This is a genomic window from Pseudomonas sp. S2_B10 (assembly GCF_054668425.1).
The window spans coordinates 4,624,704-4,648,851 of sequence record NZ_CP162768.1 but is presented as its reverse complement, the minus strand read 5'-3'; the positions used below and the strand labels follow the sequence as shown (position 1 = coordinate 4,648,851).

Sequence of the window (24,148 nt, the reverse complement as noted above, 5' to 3'; positions counted from 1 at the left end):
CGAATTAACGAACGCGACGCAGGTAGCCGTCCGGCGCCACGGTGATCAGCAGTTTGTTCTGCAATTGCTGGTCGATTTCGAAGTCCTGGTTCTCTTCCAGGTACTTCCACACGGCGGTTTTCGGGTTGTCGCCCGGGCCCCATGGACGATCCGGGAAGAAATCGGCCGGCATGTCTTCAACCACGGTGTCCATGACCACGCAATAGCTGTCGACCGACACCAGCGGCGCGTAGAGGCGCAGCTCTTCGAGCACGTGATCGTGAGTGTGATTGGAGTCGAGGACCAGAATGACTTTCTTGCCTTTGGCGGCGGCCTGCACCTGAGCGGCAATGGCCGGGTCGATGCTTGAGCCTTCGATCATCTTGATGCGCTTGGCCATCGGGTGGCTTTCGATGGCTTCACGGTTGTGCGGACGAATGTCGAGGTCGATGCCGAGCACTTCGCCGTGGCCTTGCAGCTCGAGCAGCGAGGCGTAGTAGATGATCGAACCGCCGTGGGCAATGCCGCACTCGATAACCAGGTCCGGCTTGACCTGCCAGATGATCTCCTGCATGGCCATCATGTCTTGCGGCAGCTGGATGATCGGGCGGCCCATCCACGAGAAGTGGTAGCTGTATTTGTGCTTGGCCGATTCGTTGAAGAAATCCCGGGCCAGGCCGGTCAGTTTCGGGTCGTCACCTTGCTGGGCGATCTGCTCGCGGCACTCGGCTTCGAAGGCTTGGTTGATGCTGTTGTCGGTCATGTTGGTCATCTCAAGGGTCACTGAAACGAAGCGCTGTCGACGGCGTGATAGACGTAGCGTCCACCGGTCATCCGCTTGATCTCTTCGAGGTAATTGGAATTCATCACAAACAGGTGCGCGCCTTCCGGCAGCGCATCCATGGCCTCTTGCGGCGAGGACACGCGCGCACCGCTCAGCGGCAGATAACGCCCCTGCTTGGCCGGGTTGATATCGACTACGCGATCGACCGCAACGCCGGCGCGTTGCAGGTACAGCGAATAGATCACGCCTTTGGACGAGGCACCCCAGATCGCCGAACCCTGCGCAGGCGCCGAGCGGATGATCTGCACGGCACGGTCGAGGCTGGCGCTGAAATCTTCAGGCAGAGTCAGGCGTGGCACCGGTTGTTCGGGTATCAGGCGCAACGTCGACAGATCAGCGACGATGTACAGATATTGACCGCCGAACAGATGCCCGGCCTCGTGCACCGTGCCGAACATCCGGCGCAGGTCATCGAGGCGGAAATAATTGACGTGTTCGTAGAACAGGTCGAACCAGGCCCTGTGCTCGAGGATCCAGTCCAGGCACGGCACTTCGATATAGATCTGCCCGCCCTGATTGGCCTCGGCGATCACGGCCAGAAAGCTCACCGGGTCTTCGATGTGCTCCAGCACATGACGCAGCACAATGGCATCTGCCGCCAGGCCGAGGCCGCGCGTGAACGGCGCCTTGATCACCTCGGGGTTTTCGCCTTCATAAGCCGGGTCGATGCCGGTGATCGAATAGCCGAGGCCTTTGAGCAGCTCGAGAAAATAGCCCTTGCCGCAGCCGACTTCGATCAGTTCCTGGCCCTTGAAGTGCTTGCCGATGATGCCTTCGACGTCACTTAAATGCTTCTGGAACTGACCGGAGTGCGCCTGCTCGTTCTGATAGTCGGCGTCATAACTGAGCTTGTCGGCATCGAACGCGGCGTTGAAGACCAGACCGCTGCGCTCGTCCTGAACCAGGACCATGTCGGCGCTGGCCGAGGCCCGCGCCGATTCGGCATCGGCGAAAGTGCGGTTCTGCAATACCGGCAGGCCGGTGGCCCGGTACAACTCGTGCCTCATGGCGACTCTCCCAATAACTGTTGCAAGCGCTCGGTGACGGCCCAGAACGCCAGCGGTTCGTGGGTCGGATACGGGTAATGGCCGAGGTTCAGAGCCAGGGTTGCGCCACGCTCACGCAAGCGCTGTTCGACCAGCGCACGCACCGACACCGGATGGCCGCTGGCGCAGTTGATCACGCCGTCGAACTCGCGCTGATGGAGGATCGCGGCGAGATGACTCGCGGCGGTTTCAATCGCGAGGAAATCTCGCAACTGCTCACCGGCCGACATGTTGAACGACGCCTCGCCGCTATCGATTGCCCGGTCCAGCGCGGCCAACAGGCTGTTGGGGTTCTGCCCTTCGCCGTGCAAATAGAACAACCGCGCCCACTGCAATGTGAACGGTTGCTCCTGCTGCAGATTCTGCAGAAACAGGTGGAGCGTATGTTTGGCCAGACCGTAGGGATTGCTCGGCCGTGGCTCGGTTGACTCGCTGAGCGGGCCGCTCTGCATGCCGTATTCGAAGCAGGTGCCGGTCACCAGCACCTGCGGCACGCCTGCCGCGACCACGCTCTTGATAAAGCGGTAATCGGCCATCAGGTTGTGCTCGAAATGAAACAGCGCCCGATAGTTCGGCAACCCCGGCCAGGCCAGATGCGCCAGCGCGTCGATGCCTTCGGTCAGCGCGACGACATTCAGGTCGGCAGCGTGAATGTCTGCCGCGACGAATTCGACGTGGTTGATCCATGGCATGCCCTGCGCCGTTTCTGCGTTGCGCGCCACCGCGCGGACTTCACAGCCGCGCTCAAGCAATGCAGCAACCAGATGCCGACCGACAAAGCCCGTGGCGCCAGTGACCAGAACTTTCACAGCACTTTCAACTCAGGCACGGCGATGACGAAGCGCCCGTCCCACTGACGCACCTGCGCCAGTTGCTGACTGACTTCGTGCAGCAGGTTCCAGGGCAGCACCAGCACGTAGTCCGGTTGCTCAATGTCGATCTGCGCTGGCGCAACAATCGGGATGCGACTGCCCGGCAAGAACTTGCCCTGTTTGTGCGGGTTGGCATCGGCCACCCAGGACAGCAGATCCGCTTTGACTCCGGCGTAGTTGATCAAGGTATTGCCCTTGGCCGCCGCGCCGTAACCGACCACACGTTTGCCGTCGGCTTTGGCCTGCAACAGGAAGCGCAGCAGGTCATGTTTGATGCGTTCGGCAGCAGGCGCGAGGGTCGCGTAGTACTCAGGGGTTTTTACCCCGGCAGCGAGCTCGGCCTGCAGTTGTTGCTGAACTGCCGGGAGAACAGCGCGGCGCTGGCCGTCCTTGCGCTGCACGAATACGCGCAGCGAGCCGCCGTGAGTGCTCAACTGGCTGACGTCGAACACTTCCAGGCCATTGCGCTCGCACAGGGTCTGCACGGCGGTCAGCGACAGGTAGGAATAATGTTCGTGATACAGCGTGTCGAACTGCGCGCCAGCCATCAGCGTCAGCAGTTGCGGAAACTCGAAGGTGGCGACGCCGGTCGGCTTGAGCAACGTCGCGAAGCCGGCGAGGAAATCGTTGATGTCCGGCACGTGCGCGAGCACGTTGTTGGCCGCCATCAGGTCGGCGCTCCAGCCTTCGTTGCGCAATTGCGTGGCGGTGTCGCAGCCGAAGAACAGCTCGCGAATTTCCAGGCCTTTCTCGCGTGCAGCCTGTGCGGTGCTGCGAGTCGGCTCGACGCCCAGGCATGGGATCCCGCGCGCGGCGACGTATTGCAGCAGGTAACCGTCATTGGCGGCGATCTCGACGACACGACTGTCGGCGTTAAGCCCGAAGCGCTCACTCATCTCGGCGACATAGCGCTCGGCGTGATTCAGCCAAGTGCTGGAGAACGAACTGAAGTAGGCGTATTCGGCATCGAACAGGCTGTCGGCACTGGTGTAATCCTCGGTCTGCACCAGCCAGCATTGCTGGCACACCGCGACTTTGAGCGGCACCCATTGCTCGGCCTGCTCCAGGCGATCGGCGTGCACGTAGGCGTTGGACGGCGGCGAAGTGCCGAGGTCGATCAGCGGCAAATTCAGCGGTGCGGCGCACCCACGGCAATTCATAGACGCACTCCAGCAAAGTGTTGATCGAGCGCAGGATGGCTGGAATCGCGCGCTGACAAATTATTGACAGGCAACGGCCAGGCAATCGCCAGCCGAGGATCGTTCACCGACAAGCCGCCCTCGTGCTCCGGCGCGTAATCGGCGCTGTGCAGATAGAGCAATTCGGCGTCTGCGGTAAGCGTCTGAAAGCCATGAGCGAAACCGGCCGGAATCAACAGGCTGCGGCCATCGCCCGCCTTCAAGTGCTCGGCGTGCCAGTGCAAAAACGTCTCCGAGTCCGGCCGCAGATCCACCGCCACATCCCAGACCTCACCGCGCAGGCACGTGATCAGTTTGGCTTCCGGGGCGTTGGCATTCTGATAATGCAGGCCACGCACACTCCCCTTCTCGCGGGTGCAGGAGTGGTTGATCTGGCGGATATGAAATTCATTGCCGAACGCAATCAGGCTGCCCTCGCAGAACAACCGGGCGAAGTGCCCGCGCTGATCTTCGAAACGTTTGTGCTGAATGCTGAACAGACCGGCCAATGGCAACGCTTTCAGGGAAAACTCGCTCACAGCGCGCCTCGGTACAGATTCAACTGGCCCAGAGTTACGGCGCGCATGTCATCGCCGTTCTGCCACGCCAAGTGCCAGTCGAGGGTCTGGGCCAGGCATTGCTGCAAGGTCCAGCGCGCTTGCCAACCCAGCAATTGCCGCGCACGGCTGCTGTCCAGGCGCAGCAGGCCGGCTTCATGCAGTTCGCTTTTTTCGATACGCAAACCAGGTGCCTGCGGCCAGCGGCTGGCGAGCAATTCGACGACTTCGCCGACGCTGCACATGTCTGCCTCACCGGGGCCGAAGTTCCACGCGCCGGCATACTCCGGACCTCGCTCATAAAGGCCTGCGGCCAATTGCAGGTAACCCGCCAGCGGTTCAAGGGCGTGCTGCCATGGGCGCACGGCTTGCGGGTAACGCAGGGTCACCGGCTCGTCGGCACTCCAGGCTTTGAGCACGTCGGGAATCAGTCGCTCCGGGGCAAAGTCACCGCCGCCCAGCACATTGCCGGCGCGTGCGGTCGCCAGGGCCAAACCATGCTCGGCATGTTTGTCCGCCGGGAAGAACGACGCGGCGTAGGACTGCGCGAGCAACTCGCAGCAGGCCTTGCTGCTGCTGTAAGGATCGTGTCCACCAAGGGCTTCGTCTTCGCGGTACGGCCACAGCCATTCCTTGTTGGCGTAGACCTTGTCGGTAGTCACCAGCACGCAGGCGCGCACGCCGCCGACCTGACGAATCGCTTCGAGCAGGTTCAGCGTGCCCATGACATTGCTTGAATAGGTGCCGAGCGGATCGCGATAGCCCTCGCGCACCAAGGGCTGGGCGGCCAGATGCAGGACGATCTCCGGTTCGGTCTCGGCGATGATTTCCAGCAAGGCGCCGAGGTCACGCAAATCGCCGCGCTGGTCGTTGATGCCTTCGTGTACGCGCGCCAGTTCGAACAGGCTTGGCTCAGTCGACGGATCCAGGGAAAAACCGCTGACCTGCGCGCCGAGGCTTTGCAGCCAAAGGGTCAGCCAACTGCCTTTGAAACCGGTGTGTCCGGTGACGAGAACACGCTTGCCACGCCAGAACTCCGCACTCAGGCCCATTGCTTCCATGGGGCCTCCCCGCTCTGCCACAGCGCTTCGAGATGGTTCTTGTCGCGCAGGGTGTCCATCGGATGCCAGAAACCTTCGTGCTCGAAGGCTTTCAGTTGTTCGTCCTGAGCCAGACGGGCCAACGGCTCGGCTTCCCAGGTGGTGCTGTCATCGCTGATGTAGGGCAGCACTTTTGGCGACAGCACGAAGAAACCGCCATTGATCCAGCCACCGTCACCACGAGGTTTTTCAGTGAAACCCAGCACCTGGTCACCTTGCCGTTCAAGCGCGCCATAACGACCTGGCGGCTGCACCGCAGTGACGGTCGCCAGGCGGCCGTGAGCCTTGTGATAGTCGACCAGCTCAGCAATATTGATGTCGGAAACGCCATCGCCATAGGTGAAGCAGAACGCCTCTTCATCCTTGAGATAACGCGCGGCACGCAACAGGCGGCCACCGGTCATGGTTTCCTCGCCGGTATCGATGAGGGTCACACTCCACGGCTCGCTGTAGTTCTGATGGACGTCCATGCGGTTGTTGCGCATGTCGAAAGTGACGTCGGATGTATGCAGGAAGTAGTTGGCGAAGAAGTCCTTGATCGCGTAGCCCTTGTAGCCCAGGCAAATGACGAAGTCGTGGATCCCGTGGGCGGAATACTGCTTCATGATGTGCCAGAGAATTGGCTTGCCGCCAATCTCGATCATCGGCTTGGGCTTGAGGTGCGACTCTTCACTGATGCGCGTGCCGAGGCCACCCGCCAAAATTACTGCCTTCATCGTCTCCCCTCTCGTACGTCACCGGGCTGCGCACTGCTTTTTTGAGCGTCGCAGGCCTTCTGGCCAAACCTTCTGCCGCTACGGGCGCAGGAGGAAACACCGCGAGCGCTCGTTTTATGGCGATTTGCGGGGCACTTGCAGGAAACGCGCCAGCTCGTAGCCGGGTTTTGGGAGATAGCTGATAGAGGCTTCGATGGAAGTGGCAACAGAATGACGGACGGGCTGAGGGCGTGGAGGGGCAAGAGATCAAAAGCCAAAGCAAAAGATCGTCCGATCGCAGCCCGAGCCTTCGCCAATTCCAACAGTTGGATCGCGTGCGCCCAGCAAGAAATGGGTCGGCGGTCAGGCCGCCTTCGCGAGCAGGCTCGCTCCCACAGAACAGCAAGAGCAAGAGCAAGAGCAAGAGCAAGAGCAAAAGATCGCAGCCTTCGGCAGCTCCTACAGTTGGATCGTGGGCATCCAGCAAGAAATGGGTCGGCGGTCAGGCCGCCTTCGCGAGCAGGCTCGCTCCCACAAAAGCAAAAGCAAAGCAAAGCAAAGCAAAGCAAATCAAATCAAAGCAGCGCAGCTGCCCGCGGCAAAGCCGCCCCACTCAACAATGAGCGCAAGCTCGAGTGCTTTTGATCTTGATCCACCGGCGACGTCGGAAGGCTGAGTGGAGGGATTGATCCGGGCGTGGGAGCGTAGCGACCGTTCGACGAAGTCGAACACAGCGGAAGGAGGTGCAGCGAAGCAAACCGGAGCCGCTGCGCCCGGATCAGTCCCGCAGCGAAGGAACCCGAGCCTGCGAGGGCCGAACGTAGGAGCAAGCCTTTTGGGTTACCTTTTTGGCGTTTGAAAAAGGTGACCCGCCGTAAGGGCGGAACCGTAATCAGCAACACCCGCAGAAACGGATCTACACCCAAAAACCCCAACAGCCTGGTCGGCCCAAAGGCCGCCAAGGCCCCAAAGAAAAGGCAACCCCAAAAAGCCACCTATATAAACGATCAATCCGCCAGCCAGCCATTCTCCCAATACCGCAGATTGTCACCACGCAACACATAATCGCGCATGACCACCTCGTGCAGCTCGTCACCCATGCGATAACTGGCGTCAGGGTCGGCCAGATGCATGCGAATCGCCTGCAGCCACTCATCAGTGCTGTTGGTCTTCACCCGCGTGCACGGCAGATAGCCCTGATAGGCTTCGGTATCAGTGCAGATGACCGGGTAACCGCAGGCGCCGTATTCCAGCAAACGCAGATTGCTCTTGCAGTCATTGAAAATGTGAAACTCCAGCGGTGCCAGGGCCAGGTCGAGGTTCAGACTGGCCAGCTTGGCCGGATAGACGTCCAGAGGAATCACACCGTGGAACTCGTGCATGTACGGACGCAGGTCATCCGGGCACATGCCAAAGAATACCCAGTCGACTTCGTTGGCCAGCTCACGCACGACATCGGCAATCACCGCCAGATCGCCATGGTGGCTGGTGCCTCCGCCCCAACCCACGCGAGGTTTTTTCGAGGTGCGGCGCTGACCCCGCAAACCGGTCCAGAGGTTTTGCGCAAGCATGTTGGGGACTACGCGAATGTCGTGGTGCATGTCCGACAACGCGTTGGCCAGTGGTTGAGTCGACACCACCACGCGGTCGCACAGGCTGATCGCCTGGCGCACCATCCGTTCCATTTCCTGCTTGCTGGGCATGTTGCGGATATGCGCATTGCGATGCGGAACATCAATCACATAGTCATCCAGCTCGAAGATGCGCCGGGCATGGCAGAATTTTTTCAGCGGCGGGATTTCATCGATCGCGCCCTGGGAATAGCGCCCTTGCAGGACGATGACATCCGGCGACTGACGCTCGATTTCAATGATCGACGGCAAGCCGTAACGAATACACCCTTCGGCCCGGTTCGCCGCTTCCAGCTCTATCAGCGGCTGACTCATGCGGTAATGGCCAATCGCTGAGGCATTGATCGGCACGGCGAGTACGTTGGGCAATTGCGGCCTGGAAAAAGCAGTCCACCCCGTACGCAGGCCCGGCTCAAGGCTGAAACTCGTCGCGCCGACGCCCTGCAAGGACAGGTTGACATTGAAGGCCGGATCGCGGGCAATGCGCGGCAGCCAGCGCTTGTAGAAGATCTCCTGCTCGTGCACATGTTGCTGGCCTTGCTCAGCTGTCGACTCGACAGTCGGGCGCACGCCCTGAGCCAGCAAGGCATAAGGCGTCCACACTACCAGGTAGCCTTCCTGGCCGATGCGCAGGCACAGATCCACCACGTTCAGCGCCTGCTTCAAATCCTCTTCATCAAGCCCTGCCACCGCCTCGAAAACCGTCTTGCGTACCATCAGGCAATCACCGCCGACCGCACTCAGATCGTGGGCGGCCTGGAGCCGGAACATATAACCGTCCGACTGCAGCGACTGTCCATAAAATGGCAGCCCGACCGCGCCCTGCATCCCCAGAATCATGCCGGCATGCAGCACATAACCATCCGGGTTGAACAACTTGGCGCCGACCACGCCGACTTCCGGGCGCTGCGCATGATTGAGCAGTTCGTCCAGCCAGTCGGCGTGGGTAATCACCGCAAAGGTATTGAGCAGCAGCACATATTCGCCACGAGCCTTGGTCACGGCAAAATTGTGCAGGGCAGCCATGTTGTCCGGCTGCGGGTACGTCAGCACGCGGATCCGGTCGCCACCCAATTGCGCGATGCCGTCCAGCCATGCTCTGGCCTCAGCGGTTTCGCTGCCGTTGTCGACCAGCAGCAGTTCGTATTCGGCGTAGGCAGTTTTTTCCAGCACGGTCTCGACACACCGCTGCAAGGCAGCGGTCTGATCCCGGGTGACGATGATGATCGACACAAGCGGACGGCGCGCGTGCCGATAGTCGACACGATTGAGCAATTGGCAACTGCCACGGCGGATTTCATGGGCAACGCCAATGCGTTGCAGATGCGCTTCGAGCACACGAGGGTTCTGTTCGATGACGCCTGGCTCGGCCAACCACCGCGACAGATCGAATGGCGACTCCAGCAGAACTTCGGCGACATGCCCGATCACTTGGGTGCCGTCGCTTTCGACCATGCGCCACAGCATGTCGTGAGGAGCCAGTTCGGTGAACGTCGTGTCAAAACCACCCAGCGCCAGAAAGCGTTCGCGCTTGAACGCCAAGGCGCGCCCGACATACGGGTAGCTGCGCATCAGATCAAGGTTGAAATCGGGTTTGAAGGCGGGTTCCACGGACTCACCATCGCGCAGACCGCCTTCATCGCTGTACACGCAACCGAGCGACGGCGAGTGCGCAATCCGGTCAGCCATGACCAGCAAGGCCGGCACCATCAGCCGGTCACCGGCCTGCAACAGGTAAAACCAGTCGGCGCCCTCCAGTTGGGGCAACAACGCGTTGATCTGACCCAGCCCGTCACCTTCCAGTGGCATGTGGAATACGCGGCCATCCAGCGTCGCCTCGTTACAGGAAGCGGACAGCACCAGAATCAGTTCAGGGGCATAGTCCTGCCGAGCAAGCGCCTCAAGCGTGCGCTCGACTCCATCGCGACTGCCCTGGGCATCAATGACGATCGGCACTATTCGCGGCTGTTGTGGCCAGGCGGCCAGAGTTTCCGGCAGTAACTTGCGCTGCCCTTCAGTGAGACTGCGGCACTGCAGCCAGTGCGCGTAGAGTTCGGCGAAGCTCCAGCTATCGATGCCGACGCACCACTCCTGGCGACTCTGCTTGGTACCCAGCGTTCGGCTCAGGGGCAGCTCTTCCCAGACGCGCGGCATTACGTCAGCCTTGGTCAGCGGGACATAGCGCACCCAACCCGGCGCTGGCGCCGACTCGCCGCTGCGCGCCTTGAGCATTTGCAGAATCCACTCGCGCTCAACCTCGACCGCGTCTTTCATCGGCTGCTGAGCACTCAAGCGCTCCGGATACAGCCGCTCGGCACTGAGCACGGTGTTCGACATCGCCAGATTGCCGCGCCGCAGCAGGCATACGTACAAGGCGAAATCCAGGGTGGCGACAAAGCAGTGGCCGTCCTGAGTCAGCGCCGGCAACAAGTCGACGAGGTCCGAACGACGAAACAAGGCGCTGGAGAAACCGCCCAGCACATTGACCGGAAATTTTTCGAAGATGCCCAGCAGGTCGTCACCCTTGAACAGACCGCTGGCCGGTGACAACGAAGTGTTTTCCAGGCGCGCCGGCAGAATGATGTCGTCGGCGTCCCAGAATAGCCGCTGAGCCAGCACCAGGCTGACTTCCTCACGCAACATCTCGTGCGCCTGCTGCTCGATGCAGGCGGCATAGAGATGGTCGTCGTCACACATGAACTTGACGAATTCACCCTGCGCCTGATCAAGGCACGCCTTGAGATTGCCGACCAGGCCCAGTGTGCGCGGGTTGCGCACATAGCGCACGGCAACACCCGAGCGCTCGGCCACAGCACTGACAATCCCTTCGATCTCATGATCACGACTGTCGTCGCAGACAATGATCTCAAGAGGCGCGTATGTCTGGCTGACGGCGCTGTTCAATGCCCGCTCGAAAAAGCGCGGATTGAACGCAGGGATGGCAATGCTGACGAGGGGGAGTGAATTCACGGCGGGCTCACAGGCGGTACGAGCCCGCTCGCAAAAACGAGCCCTTGATACCGCAAAAAATCATTAACAGAGGGACAACGTCAGCGGGCGCGCTCGCGCCCGCCAATCATCAGATCTTGTTGAACAGACCCAACTGACTGATCTTGCTGAACGCCAGTTGCGCGGCTTGCAGCATGGTCTGTTGCAGGGTCAGACGGGTCATGACTTCTGCCGCATCGGAATCACGAATCGAACCCTGGGTCGTGCTGTTCGCCGTGGTCAGGCTGTCGTTGGTGATGGTCTGCATGTCCAGCGCCTGGCCGCGGGCACCAATGGTGGTCACCGCCGTGCCGATCTGGTTGGACGCGGCATCGATATTGCCGAGGCCCGCCTCCATCGCGCCCTGCAATTTCTGCTTGGCAACCGGGTCACCGTCGACTGGCGTATTCAGCGCGGTGATCATCTGGCCCAGGGTGTCGAGCACGTTCTGGGTCTGATGATTGTTCGGCTGGATCGAGAACTGATCACCAGCGGCCGGCGCGCTGCCCAGGGCGAAAGTCACACCGGCAGCGGTGGCGTTACCGCCGGCAACCGTGCCCGAGGAAACCGGCTTGCTGTCGGCCGTCACCGGCGCGGCATACAGATCGAAATCGGTGGCGCTGGTGAACTTGAGCACCGCGCCGCCCTGCGGGAACGCTGCGGTGTAGGCTGCCTGATCGGTGATGGTCGAACCGGTGATCACGCTGGTCGACGGGTTACCCGGATTACGCGTGGTGGTGAACGAGTCCGGCGAGGCCGACAGCTGAAAACTGTGCCCTGCGATAACGGCGTCCGGATTGGTATCGCCTGCCTTCAGGTTGACGTTCAGTTTAAGGTCGACACCACGGAAGCTGACGGTCTGGTTGGCGCCGCTGCTGTTGCTGATCAAGCCGTTCTGGCTGGCCTCGGCGGTCACATCGTTGCCCAAGGCATCGGTGATTTTCAGCTGGGTGCTGCTGACGAAATCGATGGTATACGGCTGCCCGGCGGTGAACTTGGCGTCGTAAGTGGCGGCGGTGCCGACGGTGCCGTTGGACAGCACGACACGGCCGTCATCGACGGCTGGCGCAGTCATTTTGGTGTTGGTGCGGCCGGTGTTGATGGTCTGCTGGAACGCGTCCCAACCGGTGGTGTTGGTACCCACGGTCATGCCGTCGCCGATGCCCAGATCGATGGTGGTCTGGTCGCCGTTGTAGCTGAATGTGCCGTCAGAATTCTTCGAATACGGCGCGGTGTCGGTTTTCGAACCGGAGAACAGGTAGTTGCCGTTGGCATCCTTGGCGTTCATCAGGCCCAGCACTTGCTGTTGGATCTCACCCAGTTCCGAGGCATATGCCTGGCGGTCCTTGTCGGTGATGGTGCCGTTGTTCGCGGCCAGCGCCAGCTCTTTGGCTCGCGCAAGCGCCGTGGTAATCGAATCCAGAGTGGACTCCTGCACGGTCAAGGCGCTTTTGGTGGTGTTGACGTTGGTCTTGTACTGATCGAGCATCGCCGCCTGCTGGCCCAGCTGCAGCAAGCGCCCGGCACCGATCGGATCATCGGCGGCGGTGTTGATACGCTGCAGGCTGCTCGCCTCGCTCGCGGTAGCGACAGCCTTGTTGAAGTTACGCTGATAATCCGAAGCTTGCGTTCCGTAATACTGGGCGGTGGAAATGCGCATGAATTACGACTCCTTAAAGGCTGTTGATCAGCGTGGCGAAAGTTTCCTGCGCAGCTTTGATGATCTGCGAAGACGCTGTGTAGTACTGCTGGTACTTGACCAGGTTGCCGGTTTCTTCGTCCAGGTTGACCCCGGACAACGAATCGCGGGCACCCTTGGCGTTCTCCAGAATCGCCGTGGTTGCGGCGCTGTCGGACTTGCCTTGGGCGGTCTTGGTACCGACGTTGGTCACCAGGGTGTTGTAGGCGTCGGTCAGGCTGATGCCCTTGCTCGCCGAACCGGTGTCCACGGTCTGTTTGGTTTGCAACGCGACCAGTGCCTGGGCGTTGCGGTTGTCCGAAGACGCCGCACCAGTCAGGTTCATGGTGAAGGTCTCGCCGGTTTTCGGCGTGCCGCCCACGGTGGTCTGCACGGTGAAGGTCTTCTGTACGTTCGGCGTGACGGTAGTGTCCATCACCGGGTTGCCGCTGGCATCGACGATGCCGACTTTCAAATTCAGCGTGTTCGACTGGCCAGGCACGATGGTGCCGGTGCCGATGGTCGCGCCCTTGGCGTCGACCAGGTTGTACGACTGGCTGCCACCGCTGGCTGCGCCGAACACCAATTTGACCGGTGTCGAATTCTTCAGCGCCGCCTGCATGTCAGCCTGGGCGGTCGGGTTGTAGATGTCGATCTTATTGCTGAGCGTCGGCTGGGTGTACGTGCCCAGACCGTTGGCGCTGGCGACGCCGGTCAGCGGACCTGCCGCAGCGATTTTCTTCGGATCACTGAGCACGGTCTGAATGCTCGCCGCCGCGTTGCGGGTCGGCGTGATTTTGAACGAGTCACCCGCGCTCAGCGCGCCGCCATTCAAGGCCAGGGTGAAACCGTCGATCACTGGCGGCGGATTGGTCGTTGTGCTGAATGCGCCCAGATCGGTGCCGTCGGAACGTTTGACGGTGTAATCGGTAGCGCTGGTGAAGGTCACCTGATAATCGCTGGTGGTCAGCTTGCCGGTGTCCTTGATGGTCACATCGAGGTTGCCCGAACCGGCGCTGTTGCCATCCTTCGCAATGCTGCGCTGACTGATCAGGGCGGCACTGTTGATGTTGTTGAAAATCGCCGCGCCGAAGTCACCGTTCTTGTCGATGCCCTGGGCTTGCTGGCTGTTGATCTGATCGGCAATCACCAGGGCCACGCGACCGAGCTCGTTGAGCGATGGGTCGAGGACTTCCTTGCGATAGGTCAGCAGACCGCCGATTTCGCCACCGCTGATCACCGAAGTGATGTCGATGGTGCTCGAACCGCGATCCATCTGGATCGACATGCGCGACGGGTCGGTCTTGCTCGCGACCATGCTCAGGCTGTTGGTGGTGTTGCCGATGACCAGCGGCTGGCCGCTGCCGACATAAATGTCGAAGCTGGTGCCGCGCTCGACGACTTGCGCACCGGTAAGCTCGGAGAGTTGACGCACGGCTTCGTTACGGCTGTCGAGCAGGTCGTTCGGCGCCCCGCCGCTGGTGGAGATTTCGCCGATCTTCTGATTGAGATTGGCGATCGCCGTGGCGAGCTTGTTCACCTGGGCAGTCATGTCGCCGAGGCTGCCGTTGATCGTGGTGTTCTGATCGTTGAGCTGCTTGGCCAGGGTATTGAAACGGCTGGTCAGCGCCTGCGCGCCGGTCAGCACCGACTGACGCGAAGTGTCATCGGTGGCCGACGTCGATACGCCCTGCATCGAGGTGAAGAATTTCTGCAGTACACCGGTCAGGCCAGTGTTGGTGTCCGACAGCATCGCGTCCAGCGGCGTCGCCTGCTTGAGGAAGGCAGCCGATTCGCTGTCCAGCGAAGTCGCGGTGTGCAGCTGCGATTCCAGGTACGAGTTGTACACCCGGCGCACGTCGGCCAGGGTTGTGCCCGTGCCGATGAAAACGCTGCCGTACTGCTGCGAGGACTTGGTGCCCTGCACGGTTTGCTGACGTGAATAACCGGCGGTGTCGACGTTGGCAATGTTGTTGCCTGTCGTAGCCAGAGAGGACTGGCTGGCCGACAGTCCCGACATCCCGATATTGAGCAAACTCATGGTTCAGACCTTATTACCTGGTGCCTTATAAAGGCGTGGTGGAGACACCCGCCGCAGCGTAGTTTTCAAAACTGTTCATCTGCTTGGCAATTTGCGAAATCTTCGTCGCGTAGTTCGGGTCGGTGGCGTAACCGGCCTTCTGCAACTCGCGTACAAACTGTTCTGGGTTATCGGCCGACTTCAGCACTTCTTGATAGCGATTGTTGCTCTGCAGCAACGTCACCAGATCGTGGAAGCTGTCCTTGTACGAGGCGTAGGAACGGAACTCGGCCGTCTCCTTGACCATCGCGCCATTGCGGAACTCGCTGGTGATCGCGCGGGCCGAATCGCCCTTCCAGTTGCTGCTCGCCTTGATGCCGAACAGGTTGTGGCTGCTGCTGCCATCCTGAGCGCGCATGACCGATTTGCCCCAGCCGGTTTCCAGTGCCGCTTGCGCCACCAGATAACGCGGATCGACGCCGATGCGGTCGGCGGCTTCCTTGGCCATCGGCAGCATGGTATTGACGAATTCGTCGGCAGAACTGAAGGCTTTCTTCGCCGGTGCCAGCGGAATCTGCGCCATGGCGCGGCCGTAGACCTGCATCTGCCCGCCAGCGGCTTTCTGCTCTTCAGCACGGGCCAGCCAGTCACCGTTGTACAAGGCGCCTGAGCCTGTGACGGCGGTGGTCGCAGCCCGTTGTGGCAAGGCGTTGGTCGCTGCTGCTGCAGTGGCCACGCTCGGCGCCGACGGCACCAGACCGGCGAGCAAGCGATCGGCCAGTTTCGGCGGCAATGCCAGACGCCGCTGGTTGATCAGCGCCATGTCGTTGCGATGGGAAATATCGGTGTTGTTCGGAGCATGCACCGAGCGCGATGCCCACAACGGACGCTCGCCGTTGACGCGGGACAGCGGACCGGTGGCGACGGTGCCAGCGGCAATCGGCGTCGGCACGGCGGCGGCCTTGGCCAGCGCTTCCTGCTGCTTGGCGGCGGACGCGGCGGCAGCCTCGCCCGGCGCCATCGGCTTGTTCTTGGACATCTGGCGGATCAGCACGTCGGCCAGGCCGATACCACCGCCCTCGCGGGACATCGAAACCGCCAGCTGCTGGTCGTACATTTCCTGATACTGCTTGGCCGCCGGCGTGTTCAGCGGGTTGTCCTGACCAAGCGCTTCGGTGGCCGAGCGCATCGACTTGAGCATTTCGCCGAGGAACAGCGACTCGAATTCCTGCGCAACCTTGCGCATGTTTTCGTCGCTGTTCTTGTCGCCGACCTTGAGCTGGTTCAGACGATTGAGGTCGGAGTAGGACCCCGAATCGCTGCTGCTGACCAGACCGCTTTTGCGCATATCCATGGTGGCTGGCCTCAGATCACGATCAGGTCGGCTTGCAATGCGCCGGCCTGCTTCAGAGCTTCGAGAATCGCCATCAGGTCACCCGGTGCTGCGCCGACCTGGTTCACCGCACGGACGATCTCGTCGAGGGTGGTGCCCGGGCCGAACTTGAACATCGGTTTGGCTTCCTGTTCGGCATTCACTCGCGAGCGCGGTACGACGGCGGTCTGGCCGTTGGACAGCGGGCCAGGCTGGCTGACGATCGGGTCTTCGGTGATGGTCACGGTCAGGCTGCCGTGGGTCACGGCGGCTGGCGACACTTTCACGTTCTGGCCGATGACGATGGTGCCGGTACGCGAGTTGATGATGACTTTTGCCACCGCCTGCCCAGGATCGATTTCGAGGTTTTCCAGGATCGACAGGTAGTCGACGCGCTGGCTCGGATCCAGTGGCGCAGTGACCCGCACCGATCCGCCGTCGATGGCTTGGGCGACGCCAGGGCCGAGCATGTCGTTGACCTTGTCGACGATGCGCTTGGCGGTGGTGAAGTCGGAGCGGTTGAGGTTCAGCGTCAGGCTGTTGCCCTGGTTGAAACCGCTCGGCACCGCACGTTCCACCGACGCACCGCCAGGGATGCGACCAGCCGACGGAACGTTGACGGTGATCTTCGAACCATCGCGGCCTTCAGCGTCGAAACCGCCAACCACGAGATTGCCCTGAGCGATCGCATAGACGTTGCCGTCGATACCCTTGAGCGGCGTCAACAGCAAGGTGCCGCCGCGCAGGCTCTTGGAGTTACCGATCGAAGACACGGTGATGTCGACCTGCTGACCTGGCTTGGCAAACGCTGGCAGATCGGCGCTCACCGATACCGCCGCGACGTTCTTCAACTGCACGTTGCCCGATCCCGGCGGTACCTTGATGCCGAACTGCGAGAGCATGTTGTTGAAGGTCTGCAGGGTGAACGGAGTCTGAGTCGTCTGGTCACCGGTGCCGTTAAGCCCGACCACCAGGCCGTAACCGATCAATTGGTTGGAGCGCACGCCGGAAATGCTGGCGATGTCTTTCAGCCGCTCGGCGTGTGCGGTGAACGCCGCAGACATCAACAACGCGGCCACCATAAGGCTCTTGAAATTCAAAGTCGCCACCTAGAAAGGGAACAGCGGGCTGAGGAAGAAACGGTCGAACCAGCCTGGCTGACTCGTATCGGCAAACGCGCCGGTACCCGAGTAGGTGATGCGCGCATCGGCGACACGGGTCGACGACACGGTGTTGTCGGTCGCGATGTCATCGGCGCGGACCATACCGGCGATGCGCACCAGTTCGTCACCGGTGTTGAGCGTCAGCCACTTCTCGCCACGCACGGCGATGATGCCGTTGGGCAGCACGTCGGCCACGGTCACGGTGATCGAACCGGTCAGGCTGTTGCTCTGCCCGGACTTGGCGTCGCCCTTGGTCGAACGGTCGGCGCTGTAGCCAGCGTTCAGGCTCAGGTCACCGCCACCAATTGGGTTGTTGGTGGTCAGGCTGGAGCCGAACAACGAGGTCAGACCGATCGAGTTATCGCTGTTCTTGTCCATCTGCGAGTTGGCGTTCTTGCTCGCCTGGGTGCGCTCGTTCAGGGTGATGGTGATGATGTCACCGACCCGGAACGCCTTGCGGTCGCTGTACAGGTTCTGCTCGAAGCCGGCCTGATAGATCGAGCCGTTATTGGCAGCCGCCGGCAACGGTGTGCGCGGCAACACCGGGGCGTAGTAAGGGTCATTGGGCTTGGGCGTCGGGGCGACGCAGCCCGCGAGCGAGACGACCCCACTCAATGCCAGAACAGATACAAAGCGCTTCATGACCCTACCTCACGGTGTTGCTGGCGACCTCAGGCCACCCCAAAGACTGGATTACAGATTCTGCGTTACGAACGAGAGCATCTGGTCGGCGGTGGAGATCACCTTGGAGTTCATCTCGTAGGCGCGTTGAGTGGTGATCATGTTGACCATCTCTTCAACGGTGCTGACGTTCGAGGTTTCCAAAGTGTTCTGCAGCGTGGTACCGAAACCGTTCAGGCCCGGGGTGCCGATCTGTGGCGCGCCGGAAGCAGCGGTTTCCAGGAACAGGTTGTTGCCCACTGCTTGCAGACCGGCCGGGTTGATGAAGTCGGCGGTCTGCAGGTTGCCGATCACTTGCGAGGCCGGGTTGCCGGCGATGGTGATCGACACGGTGCCGTCACGGCCAACAGTGAAGGTCTGCGCATCGTTCGGGATGATGATCGCCGGTTCCAGGGCGAAACCGCTGGCGTTGACGATCTGGCCATTGGAGTCGAGGTGGAAAGTACCGTCACGGGTGTAGGACGTGGTGCCGTCCGGCTGCAGGATCTGGAAGAAACCGCGACCGTCGATGGCCATGTCCAGCGGCTGCTCGGTGGTTTGCAGGCTGCCGGCGGTGAAGTTTTTCTGGGTGCCGACAATGCGCACACCGGTACCCACTTGCAGACCCGACGGCAGTTCGCTGTCCTGGGTCGACTGGGCGCCTGGCTGACGCTTGATCTGATAGAGCAAGTCCTGGAACTCGGCACGGTCACGTTTGAAACCCGTGGTCGAAACGTTCGCCAGGTTGTTGGAAATGGTGGTCAGGTTGGTGTCCTGGGCGGACAGACCGGTTTTGGCAACCCATAGAGCCGGAAGCATTCGATTCTCCTCGTGCGCCTGTTTTACGGCGCGACGTTCTGATAATTAGCTGATCTGCAAGACCCGAGCCATGGCCTGGTCGTCGTCTTTGGCGGTGTTCATCATCTTGACGTGCAACTCGAACTGCTTGGCCAGGGCCAGCACCGAAGTCATTTCTTCCACGGCATTGACGTTGCTCGACTCAAGGAAACCCGAGACCAGTTTGACGTTGGCGTCGGCTTGCGCCGGCTGGCCGTCCTTGGTGTAAATCGAACCGTCGAGACCTTTGTTCATGTTCTTGATGTCCGGGTTGACCAGCTTGATCCGGTCGACTTCGGCCATGACGCGCGGACCTTCGCCCATTGCGCGAATGCTGATGGTGCCGTCTTCGCCGACTTCCACCTGCTGCTCGGGCGGCACGGCGATCGGGCCGCCGTTACCGATCACCGGCATGCCGTTGCCGGCGCGCAGTACGCCGAGGGCGTCGATGTTGAGGCTGCCGGTACGCACGTAGCTTTCGCCGCCGCTGGGGTTTTGCACGGCGATGAAACCGTTGCCGGATACCACGACGTCGAGTTCACGTCCGGTCTGCACCAGTGAGCCCGGCGTGAAGTCGGTGGCGGGACGTTCGCTCATGGCAAACGCGCGCGCCGGAAAGCTGTCGCCGAATACCGGCATCGAACGCGCCTGCTCGAGGTCGCGCTGAAAGCCGTTGGTGGAAATGTTCGCCAGGTTGTTGGCATGCGCCCGCTGCGCCAGTGCGTTCTGGCTGGCGCCGGTCATTGCCACATAAAGGTACTTGTCCACAGTGTTTCCTCTGCATGCCGGACGTTTGCCGCCCACCGCTGTACTGCTCAGCCATAAGCAATTTGCAGACCAACTTTTTATTGGCGGGCGAAGGCCCGGTAAACAGGGGACTTGGGGGGATCGGAGGGGGAATCTGAAATGGGTCGAAGACGAAAAACCGGCGGTGTCATGCCGGTTAGTGGCAATCCTGAGTTCGGCGGGGGATGGAGATCCTGTGGCGAGGGGATTTATCCCCGTTCGGCTGCGCAGCAGTCGCCAAGCCTGCAAATGAGGTCGCCGGGAAGAAAAAGCGGGGCGGCTTCGCCGCCCATCGGGGATAAATCCCCTCGCCACAAAGGCTCTATTTAGCTTTCGGAGGTTTTGCCAACCTCATACTCACGCAGCTTGTTGGCAATGGTGGTGTGCGAAACACCGAGCCGCTTGCCCAACTGCCGACTGCTTGGATGCTCGGAATACAAGCGTTCCAGCACCGCTTTTTCGAAACGCCCGACGATCTCGTCCAGACTGCCGTCGAGGGAAAAATCGCCAAGCGGCTGACGCACGCCGTAATCCGGCAGGCGAATATGTTCGGCCTTGACCGTGCCGCCGTCGCACAGGGAAACCGCCTGGAACAGCACGTTCTCCAGTTGCCGCACATTGCCCGGCCAGTGGTAATGGCTGAGGCGATCCATCGCCGCCGGGGCCAGTTTCGGCAGCGGACAACCGATCTGCCGACTGGCCTGGTCGAGAAAGTGTTCAACCAGCGGCGTCAGACCGTCGAGGCACTCGCGCAGCGGCGGGATGTGCAGCGACAGCACGTTCAAGCGGTGATAGAGATCCTGACGAAACTCACCGCGCGCGCACAATTCGGACAAGTCCACCTGCGTCGCGCAGATCACCCGCACGTCCAGATACACCTCTTCATCACTGCCGACGCGACGGAAGCAACCGTCCTGAAGAAAGCGCAGCAATTTGACCTGCAAACGCGGGCTCATCTCGCCGACGCCATCGAGAAACAGCGTGCCGCCAGCGGTCAATTCGAGCAGGCCAAGCTTGCCCTCAGCGCGAGCGCCTTCGAAGGCGCCGGGGCCGTAGCCGAACAACTCGGTCTCGGCCATCGACTCCGGCAGTCCGGCGCAGTTGAGCGCCATCAACGGTGACTGTCCGCGCGGGCTGGCGAGGTGGCAGGCGCGCGCCAGCAATTCCTTGCCAGTGCCAGTTTCGCCTTCTATTAATAGCGGCGCATCCAGCGGCGCCATGCGCCGCGCTTCGCGGACCACAGCGGCCATGACTTTCGAGCTTTGAAAGATGCTGTCGAACCCGCGCAGTTCCTGCTTGCGCACATTGTAGATTCGCTCGCCGACACGGTCGGCGCGATGCAGAGTCAATACGGCGCCGGCCATGGCCTCGCTGTCGTCGTGTTCCGATTGCAGCGGCGCGATGTCAGCGAGAAAGATGTCGCCCTTGACCTTGACCCGCATGCCGTTGATTCGCGATTTGTTGGCGCGCACCAATTCCGGCAAATCGAAATCCTCGGCGTAGCGCGACAGCGGAATCCCCGGCACCTCATCGACGCGCACCCCGAGCAACTGCGCCGCCGCGCGGTTGGCCGCAACGATCGAACCGCCCATGTCGATCGACAGCACCGGAAATTCCAGCGCGCCGAGCAGTGCGTTCAATTCCATGTGCCGGCGTTCGCTGGGCATCAGCCCGACGCGCTTGACCCCGAACACCCCGCCGATTGCCTCGAACTTGGGGCGCAACGCCTGGAACTGGATGTTGATCAGGTTCGGGCAGTGCAGGTAGATCGCATTGCCATGCTCACCACCCACCTCGCCGCGAGCGACGTTGATCCCGTACGCCACCAGCAGATTGAGGATGTCACGCAGGATGCCGATGCGGTTCTGGCAGTGGACTTTGATGCGCATAGAAAAAGGCCCGACAGGTTTGAAAGGTAAACACATGTCCTTGTGGGAGCGAGCCTGCTCGCGAAGGCGCCAGCACATCCAGTATCGATGTGTCAGACAGACCGCTTTCGCGAGCAGGCTCGCTCCCACAGGGTTCTGTGGCGCGCCCGGGGCAGATGTTTCTGTCGAGGCACGCAGATAGTTGTCAAGATTATGTGACAGCCCCGACCCTTTTCAAACCCGCCAATCACCGTAAATGCGCATTACCCGACAAAGCGTAACGATAACTTTACGAAATACGCAGAATTTTCCTACGCACACACCGGTCAACATGCTGCACGCCCTGTCACTCTCGGGTATTCCTTTAGCCATCGCTGGACATAACAAAAACGAATTTCCTAGCAGGAGAGCAGCATGAAGCAGACGCAATACGTGGCTCGCGAGCCCGATGCGCAAGGTTTTATCGACTACCCCGCCGAAGAACATGCGGTGTGGAACACGCTGATCACTCGCCAGTTGAAGGTGATTGAAGGTCGTGCGTGCCAGGAATATCTGGACGGTATCGAAAAACTCGGTCTGCCCCACGACCGCATCCCGCAACTGGCCGAGATCAACAAAGTCCTCGGCGAGACCACCGGCTGGCAGGTTGCCCGGGTGCCGGCGCTGATTCCTTTCCAGACGTTTTTCGAGTTGCTTGCCAGCAAGCAATTCCCCGTCGCCACCTTCATACGTACCCGCGAAGAACTCGACTATCTGCAAGAGCCGGACATCTTTCACGAGATCTTCGGCCACTGCCCGCTACTGACCAACCCCTACTTCGCTGAATTCACCCACACCTATGGCAAGCTCGGCCTGCAGGCGACCAAGGAAGAGCGCGTGTATCTGGCCCGGTTGTACTGGATGACCATCGAATTCGGCCTGGTCGACACCCCGCACGGCAAGCGCATCTACGGCGGCGGGATTCTGTCTTCGCCGAAAGAAACCGTTTACTGCCTGTCGGACGAGCCCGAACATCAGCTCTTCGATCCGCTGGAAGCCATGCGCACGCCGTATCGCATCGACATCCTGCAACCACTGTACTTCGTCCTGCCCAATCTCAAGCGCCTGTTCGATGTGGCCCATGAAGACATCATGGCCATGGTCCGTCAGGGCATGCGGCTGGGCTTGCACGCGCCGAAATTTCCGCCGAAACCCAAAGCCGCCTGAACCGCGACTTTTGCTGACAATTGCGTCTGTCCGTCGCCGCCACTTTGCTTTAGCGTGACGGCATTGACGGCACACGCGCTTTAATAAAAAACACACTCGTTTTCAGGAATCCACCATGTCGACTTTGAACCAAGCCCACTGCGAAGCCTGCCGCGCCGATGCGCCACAAGTCAGCGACGAAGAACTGCCGATACTGATCAAGCAGATCCCTGACTGGAACATCGAAGTACGCGACGGCATCATGCAGCTGGAAAAAGTTTTCCTGTTCAAGAACTTCAAGCACGCGCTGGCGTTCACCAACGCCGTCGGCGAGATCTCCGAGGCCGAAGGTCACCACCCGGGCCTGCTGACCGAGTGGGGCAAAGTCACCGTGACCTGGTGGAGCCACTCGATCAAAGGCCTGCACCGCAACGACTTCATCATGGCCGCGCGCACTGACGAAGTAGCGAAGACCGCAGAAGGACGCAAGTGATGCACTTCGACGCCATCGGCCGGGTTCCCGGCGACCCGATTCTCGGTTTGATGGAGGCCTATGCGCAGGATGCCAATCCGCGCAAGTTCGACCTCGGCGTTGGCGTCTACAAGGATGCCCAGGGCCTGACGCCGATTCCCGAAGCGGTGAAAATCGCCGAAGCGCGACTGGTCGAAAGTCAGGACACCAAGACTTACATCGGTGGTCACGGCAACCCGCTGTTCGGCAAGGTCATCAATGAACTGGTGCTCGGCGCCGACTCACAACTGATCACCGAACAACGCGCCGGCGCCACCCAGACCCCGGGCGGCACCGGTGCCCTGCGCCTGGCCGCCGACTTCATCGCCCAATGCCTGCCGGGCAAAGGCGTGTGGTTGAGCAACCCGACCTGGCCGATCCACGAAACCATTTTCGCCGCCGCCAAGGTCAAGGTCAGCCACTATCCCTATGTGGGCAGTGACAATCGCCTCGACGTCGAAGCGATGCTCGCCGTGCTCAAGGAAGTGCCGAAGGGCGACGTGGTGCTGCTGCATGCGTGCTGCCACAACCCGACCGGTTTCGACCTGAGCCATGACGACTGGAAGCGCGTGCTTGAAGTGGTGCGCAGCCGCGATCTGCTGCCGCTGATCGACTTTGCTTATCAGGGTTTTGGCGATGGCCTGGAGCAGGACGCGTGGTCGACCCGGTTGTTCGCGGCGCAAGTGCCGGAGCTGCTGATCACCAGTTCCTGCTCGAAGAACTTCGGCCTGTATCGCGACCGTACCGGTGCGCTGATCGTCTGCGCGACCAGCGCCGACAAGCTCATCGACATCCGCAGCCAACTGGCCAATATCGCCCGCAACCTGTGGTCGACGCCGCCGGATCACGGCGCGGCGGTGGTCGCGACCATCCTCGCCGATCCAGAGCTGAAGGCGCGCTGGGCCGATGAAGTGGAAGCGATGCGTCTGCGGATCGCCCAGCTGCGCAGCGGTCTGGTCGAAGCGCTGGAACCCCACGGTTTGCGCGAGCGCTTCGCGCACATCGGTGTGCAACGCGGGATGTTCTCCTACACCGGCCTGTCGCCGGAACAGGTGAAAACCCTGCGCGAGCGGCACAGCGTGTACATGGTCAGCTCCGGCCGCGCGAACGTCGCCGGCATTGACGCCACACGCCTCGCAATGCTCGCTGACGCGATCGCTGACGCCTGCAAATAGTTT

19 protein-coding genes are annotated in these 24,148 nt (G+C 61.1%); 3 read left to right on the top strand and 16 right to left on the bottom strand.

The window, feature by feature from the left end:
* Window positions 1–4 precede the first annotated feature (4 nt).
* The 16 genes from AB4O45_RS20755 to AB4O45_RS20680 form a co-directional block, all read right to left on the bottom strand.
* Window positions 5–742 carry a cephalosporin hydroxylase family protein gene (locus AB4O45_RS20755; protein ID WP_038860482.1) on the bottom strand — a complete coding sequence of 246 codons (738 nt, stop codon included), beginning with the start codon at window positions 740–742 and terminating at the stop codon, window positions 5–7.
* Between the two features lie 17 nt (window positions 743–759).
* Window positions 760–1,830, bottom strand: a complete 1,071-nt coding sequence (locus AB4O45_RS20750) for a class I SAM-dependent methyltransferase (protein ID WP_460160489.1) — start codon at window positions 1,828–1,830, stop codon at window positions 760–762.
* Complete coding sequence (locus tag AB4O45_RS20745) at window positions 1,827–2,678, bottom strand: NAD-dependent epimerase/dehydratase family protein (RefSeq protein WP_460160488.1); 852 nt, start codon at window positions 2,676–2,678, stop codon at window positions 1,827–1,829. Before AB4O45_RS20745 ends, AB4O45_RS20750 begins: the two co-directional genes overlap by 4 nt.
* A complete protein-coding gene (locus AB4O45_RS20740) occupies window positions 2,675–3,901 on the bottom strand; it encodes a methyltransferase domain-containing protein (RefSeq protein ID WP_460160487.1) in 1,227 nt (408 codons plus the stop codon). The genes AB4O45_RS20745 and AB4O45_RS20740 overlap by 4 nt, the downstream gene beginning before the upstream one ends.
* The gene (locus AB4O45_RS20735) at window positions 3,898–4,458 is read right to left on the bottom strand and encodes a dTDP-4-dehydrorhamnose 3,5-epimerase family protein (protein WP_056783766.1); all 561 of its coding nucleotides are present in this window, start codon (window positions 4,456–4,458) and stop codon (window positions 3,898–3,900) included. The genes AB4O45_RS20740 and AB4O45_RS20735 overlap by 4 nt, the downstream gene beginning before the upstream one ends.
* Complete coding sequence (gene rfbG, locus AB4O45_RS20730; RefSeq protein WP_150742453.1) at window positions 4,455–5,537, bottom strand: CDP-glucose 4,6-dehydratase; 1,083 nt, start codon at window positions 5,535–5,537, stop codon at window positions 4,455–4,457. Before rfbG ends, AB4O45_RS20735 begins: the two co-directional genes overlap by 4 nt.
* Window positions 5,519–6,292, bottom strand: coding sequence for a glucose-1-phosphate cytidylyltransferase (gene rfbF, locus AB4O45_RS20725; RefSeq protein ID WP_041478997.1), 774 nt, complete (start codon window positions 6,290–6,292; stop codon window positions 5,519–5,521). Before rfbF ends, rfbG begins: the two co-directional genes overlap by 19 nt.
* 986 nt (window positions 6,293–7,278) lie before the next feature.
* Window positions 7,279–10,872, bottom strand: a complete 3,594-nt coding sequence (locus AB4O45_RS20720; RefSeq protein ID WP_460160486.1) for a glycosyltransferase — start codon at window positions 10,870–10,872, stop codon at window positions 7,279–7,281.
* Window positions 10,873–10,981: 109 nt separating this feature from the next.
* Window positions 10,982–12,550: a flagellar hook-associated protein 3 gene (locus AB4O45_RS20715; RefSeq protein ID WP_460160485.1), complete on the bottom strand. Its 1,569-nt coding sequence runs from the start codon at window positions 12,548–12,550 to the stop codon at window positions 10,982–10,984.
* Between the two features lie 13 nt (window positions 12,551–12,563).
* A complete protein-coding gene (gene flgK / locus AB4O45_RS20710; RefSeq protein WP_041478993.1) occupies window positions 12,564–14,609 on the bottom strand; it encodes a flagellar hook-associated protein FlgK in 2,046 nt (681 codons plus the stop codon).
* A gap of 25 nt (window positions 14,610–14,634) precedes the next feature.
* Window positions 14,635–15,942 (bottom strand): flagellar assembly peptidoglycan hydrolase FlgJ, encoded by a 1,308-nt coding sequence (gene flgJ, locus AB4O45_RS20705; protein ID WP_460160484.1) that lies wholly within the window; start codon window positions 15,940–15,942, stop codon window positions 14,635–14,637.
* A gap of 11 nt (window positions 15,943–15,953) precedes the next feature.
* On the bottom strand, window positions 15,954–17,042 hold the full coding sequence (locus AB4O45_RS20700) for a flagellar basal body P-ring protein FlgI (protein WP_024012083.1): 1,089 nt from the start codon (window positions 17,040–17,042) through the stop codon (window positions 15,954–15,956).
* 27 nt (window positions 17,043–17,069) lie between these two features.
* Complete coding sequence (gene flgH, locus AB4O45_RS20695) at window positions 17,070–17,765, bottom strand: flagellar basal body L-ring protein FlgH (RefSeq protein WP_016771110.1); 696 nt, start codon at window positions 17,763–17,765, stop codon at window positions 17,070–17,072.
* Between the two features lie 51 nt (window positions 17,766–17,816).
* Entirely contained in the window at window positions 17,817–18,602 is a 786-nt protein-coding gene (gene flgG, locus AB4O45_RS20690; RefSeq protein ID WP_016771111.1) for a flagellar basal-body rod protein FlgG, read from the bottom strand.
* Window positions 18,603–18,647: 45 nt separating this feature from the next.
* Window positions 18,648–19,388: a flagellar basal body rod protein FlgF gene (locus AB4O45_RS20685; RefSeq protein ID WP_460160483.1), complete on the bottom strand. Its 741-nt coding sequence runs from the start codon at window positions 19,386–19,388 to the stop codon at window positions 18,648–18,650.
* A gap of 344 nt (window positions 19,389–19,732) precedes the next feature.
* Window positions 19,733–21,295 carry a sigma-54-dependent phenylalanine hydroxylase transcriptional regulator PhhR gene (locus tag AB4O45_RS20680; protein ID WP_016771113.1) on the bottom strand — a complete coding sequence of 521 codons (1,563 nt, stop codon included), beginning with the start codon at window positions 21,293–21,295 and terminating at the stop codon, window positions 19,733–19,735.
* 393 nt (window positions 21,296–21,688) lie between these two features.
* Between AB4O45_RS20680 and phhA the strand changes: the two genes are divergently transcribed.
* From phhA to AB4O45_RS20665, 3 genes are all read left to right on the top strand, one after another.
* A complete protein-coding gene (phhA, locus tag AB4O45_RS20675; protein ID WP_252883369.1) occupies window positions 21,689–22,480 on the top strand; it encodes a phenylalanine 4-monooxygenase in 792 nt (263 codons plus the stop codon).
* Window positions 22,481–22,595: 115 nt separating this feature from the next.
* Window positions 22,596–22,952, top strand: a complete 357-nt coding sequence (locus AB4O45_RS20670) for a 4a-hydroxytetrahydrobiopterin dehydratase (protein WP_016771115.1) — start codon at window positions 22,596–22,598, stop codon at window positions 22,950–22,952.
* Window positions 22,952–24,145: an amino acid aminotransferase gene (locus AB4O45_RS20665; RefSeq protein ID WP_095180700.1), complete on the top strand. Its 1,194-nt coding sequence runs from the start codon at window positions 22,952–22,954 to the stop codon at window positions 24,143–24,145. Before AB4O45_RS20670 ends, AB4O45_RS20665 begins: the two co-directional genes overlap by 1 nt.
* Window positions 24,146–24,148 lie beyond the last annotated feature (3 nt).

What these genes read in the sequence shown, in the direction of transcription:
- AB4O45_RS20755 (WP_038860482.1), bottom strand. Translation starts at nt 742, where the DNA reads ATGACCGACAACAGCATCAACCAAGCCTTCGAAGCCGAGTGCCGCGAG.
- AB4O45_RS20750 (WP_460160489.1), bottom strand. Translation starts at nt 1,830, where the DNA reads ATGAGGCACGAGTTGTACCGGGCCACCGGCCTGCCGGTATTGCAGAAC.
- AB4O45_RS20740 (WP_460160487.1), bottom strand. Translation starts at nt 3,901, where the DNA reads ATGAATTGCCGTGGGTGCGCCGCACCGCTGAATTTGCCGCTGATCGAC.
- rfbG (WP_150742453.1), bottom strand. Translation starts at nt 5,537, where the DNA reads ATGGAAGCAATGGGCCTGAGTGCGGAGTTCTGGCGTGGCAAGCGTGTT.
- rfbF (WP_041478997.1), bottom strand. Translation starts at nt 6,292, where the DNA reads ATGAAGGCAGTAATTTTGGCGGGTGGCCTCGGCACGCGCATCAGTGAA.
- AB4O45_RS20715 (WP_460160485.1), bottom strand. Translation starts at nt 12,550, where the DNA reads ATGCGCATTTCCACCGCCCAGTATTACGGAACGCAAGCTTCGGATTAT.
- flgK (WP_041478993.1), bottom strand. Translation starts at nt 14,609, where the DNA reads ATGAGTTTGCTCAATATCGGGATGTCGGGACTGTCGGCCAGCCAGTCC.
- flgJ (WP_460160484.1), bottom strand. Translation starts at nt 15,942, where the DNA reads ATGGATATGCGCAAAAGCGGTCTGGTCAGCAGCAGCGATTCGGGGTCC.
- AB4O45_RS20700 (WP_024012083.1), bottom strand. Translation starts at nt 17,042, where the DNA reads ATGGTGGCCGCGTTGTTGATGTCTGCGGCGTTCACCGCACACGCCGAG.
- flgH (WP_016771110.1), bottom strand. Translation starts at nt 17,765, where the DNA reads ATGAAGCGCTTTGTATCTGTTCTGGCATTGAGTGGGGTCGTCTCGCTC.
- flgG (WP_016771111.1), bottom strand. Translation starts at nt 18,602, where the DNA reads ATGCTTCCGGCTCTATGGGTTGCCAAAACCGGTCTGTCCGCCCAGGAC.
- AB4O45_RS20680 (WP_016771113.1), bottom strand. Translation starts at nt 21,295, where the DNA reads ATGCGCATCAAAGTCCACTGCCAGAACCGCATCGGCATCCTGCGTGAC.
- phhA (WP_252883369.1), top strand. Translation starts at nt 21,689, where the DNA reads ATGAAGCAGACGCAATACGTGGCTCGCGAGCCCGATGCGCAAGGTTTT.
- AB4O45_RS20670 (WP_016771115.1), top strand. Translation starts at nt 22,596, where the DNA reads ATGTCGACTTTGAACCAAGCCCACTGCGAAGCCTGCCGCGCCGATGCG.
- AB4O45_RS20665 (WP_095180700.1), top strand. Translation starts at nt 22,952, where the DNA reads ATGCACTTCGACGCCATCGGCCGGGTTCCCGGCGACCCGATTCTCGGT.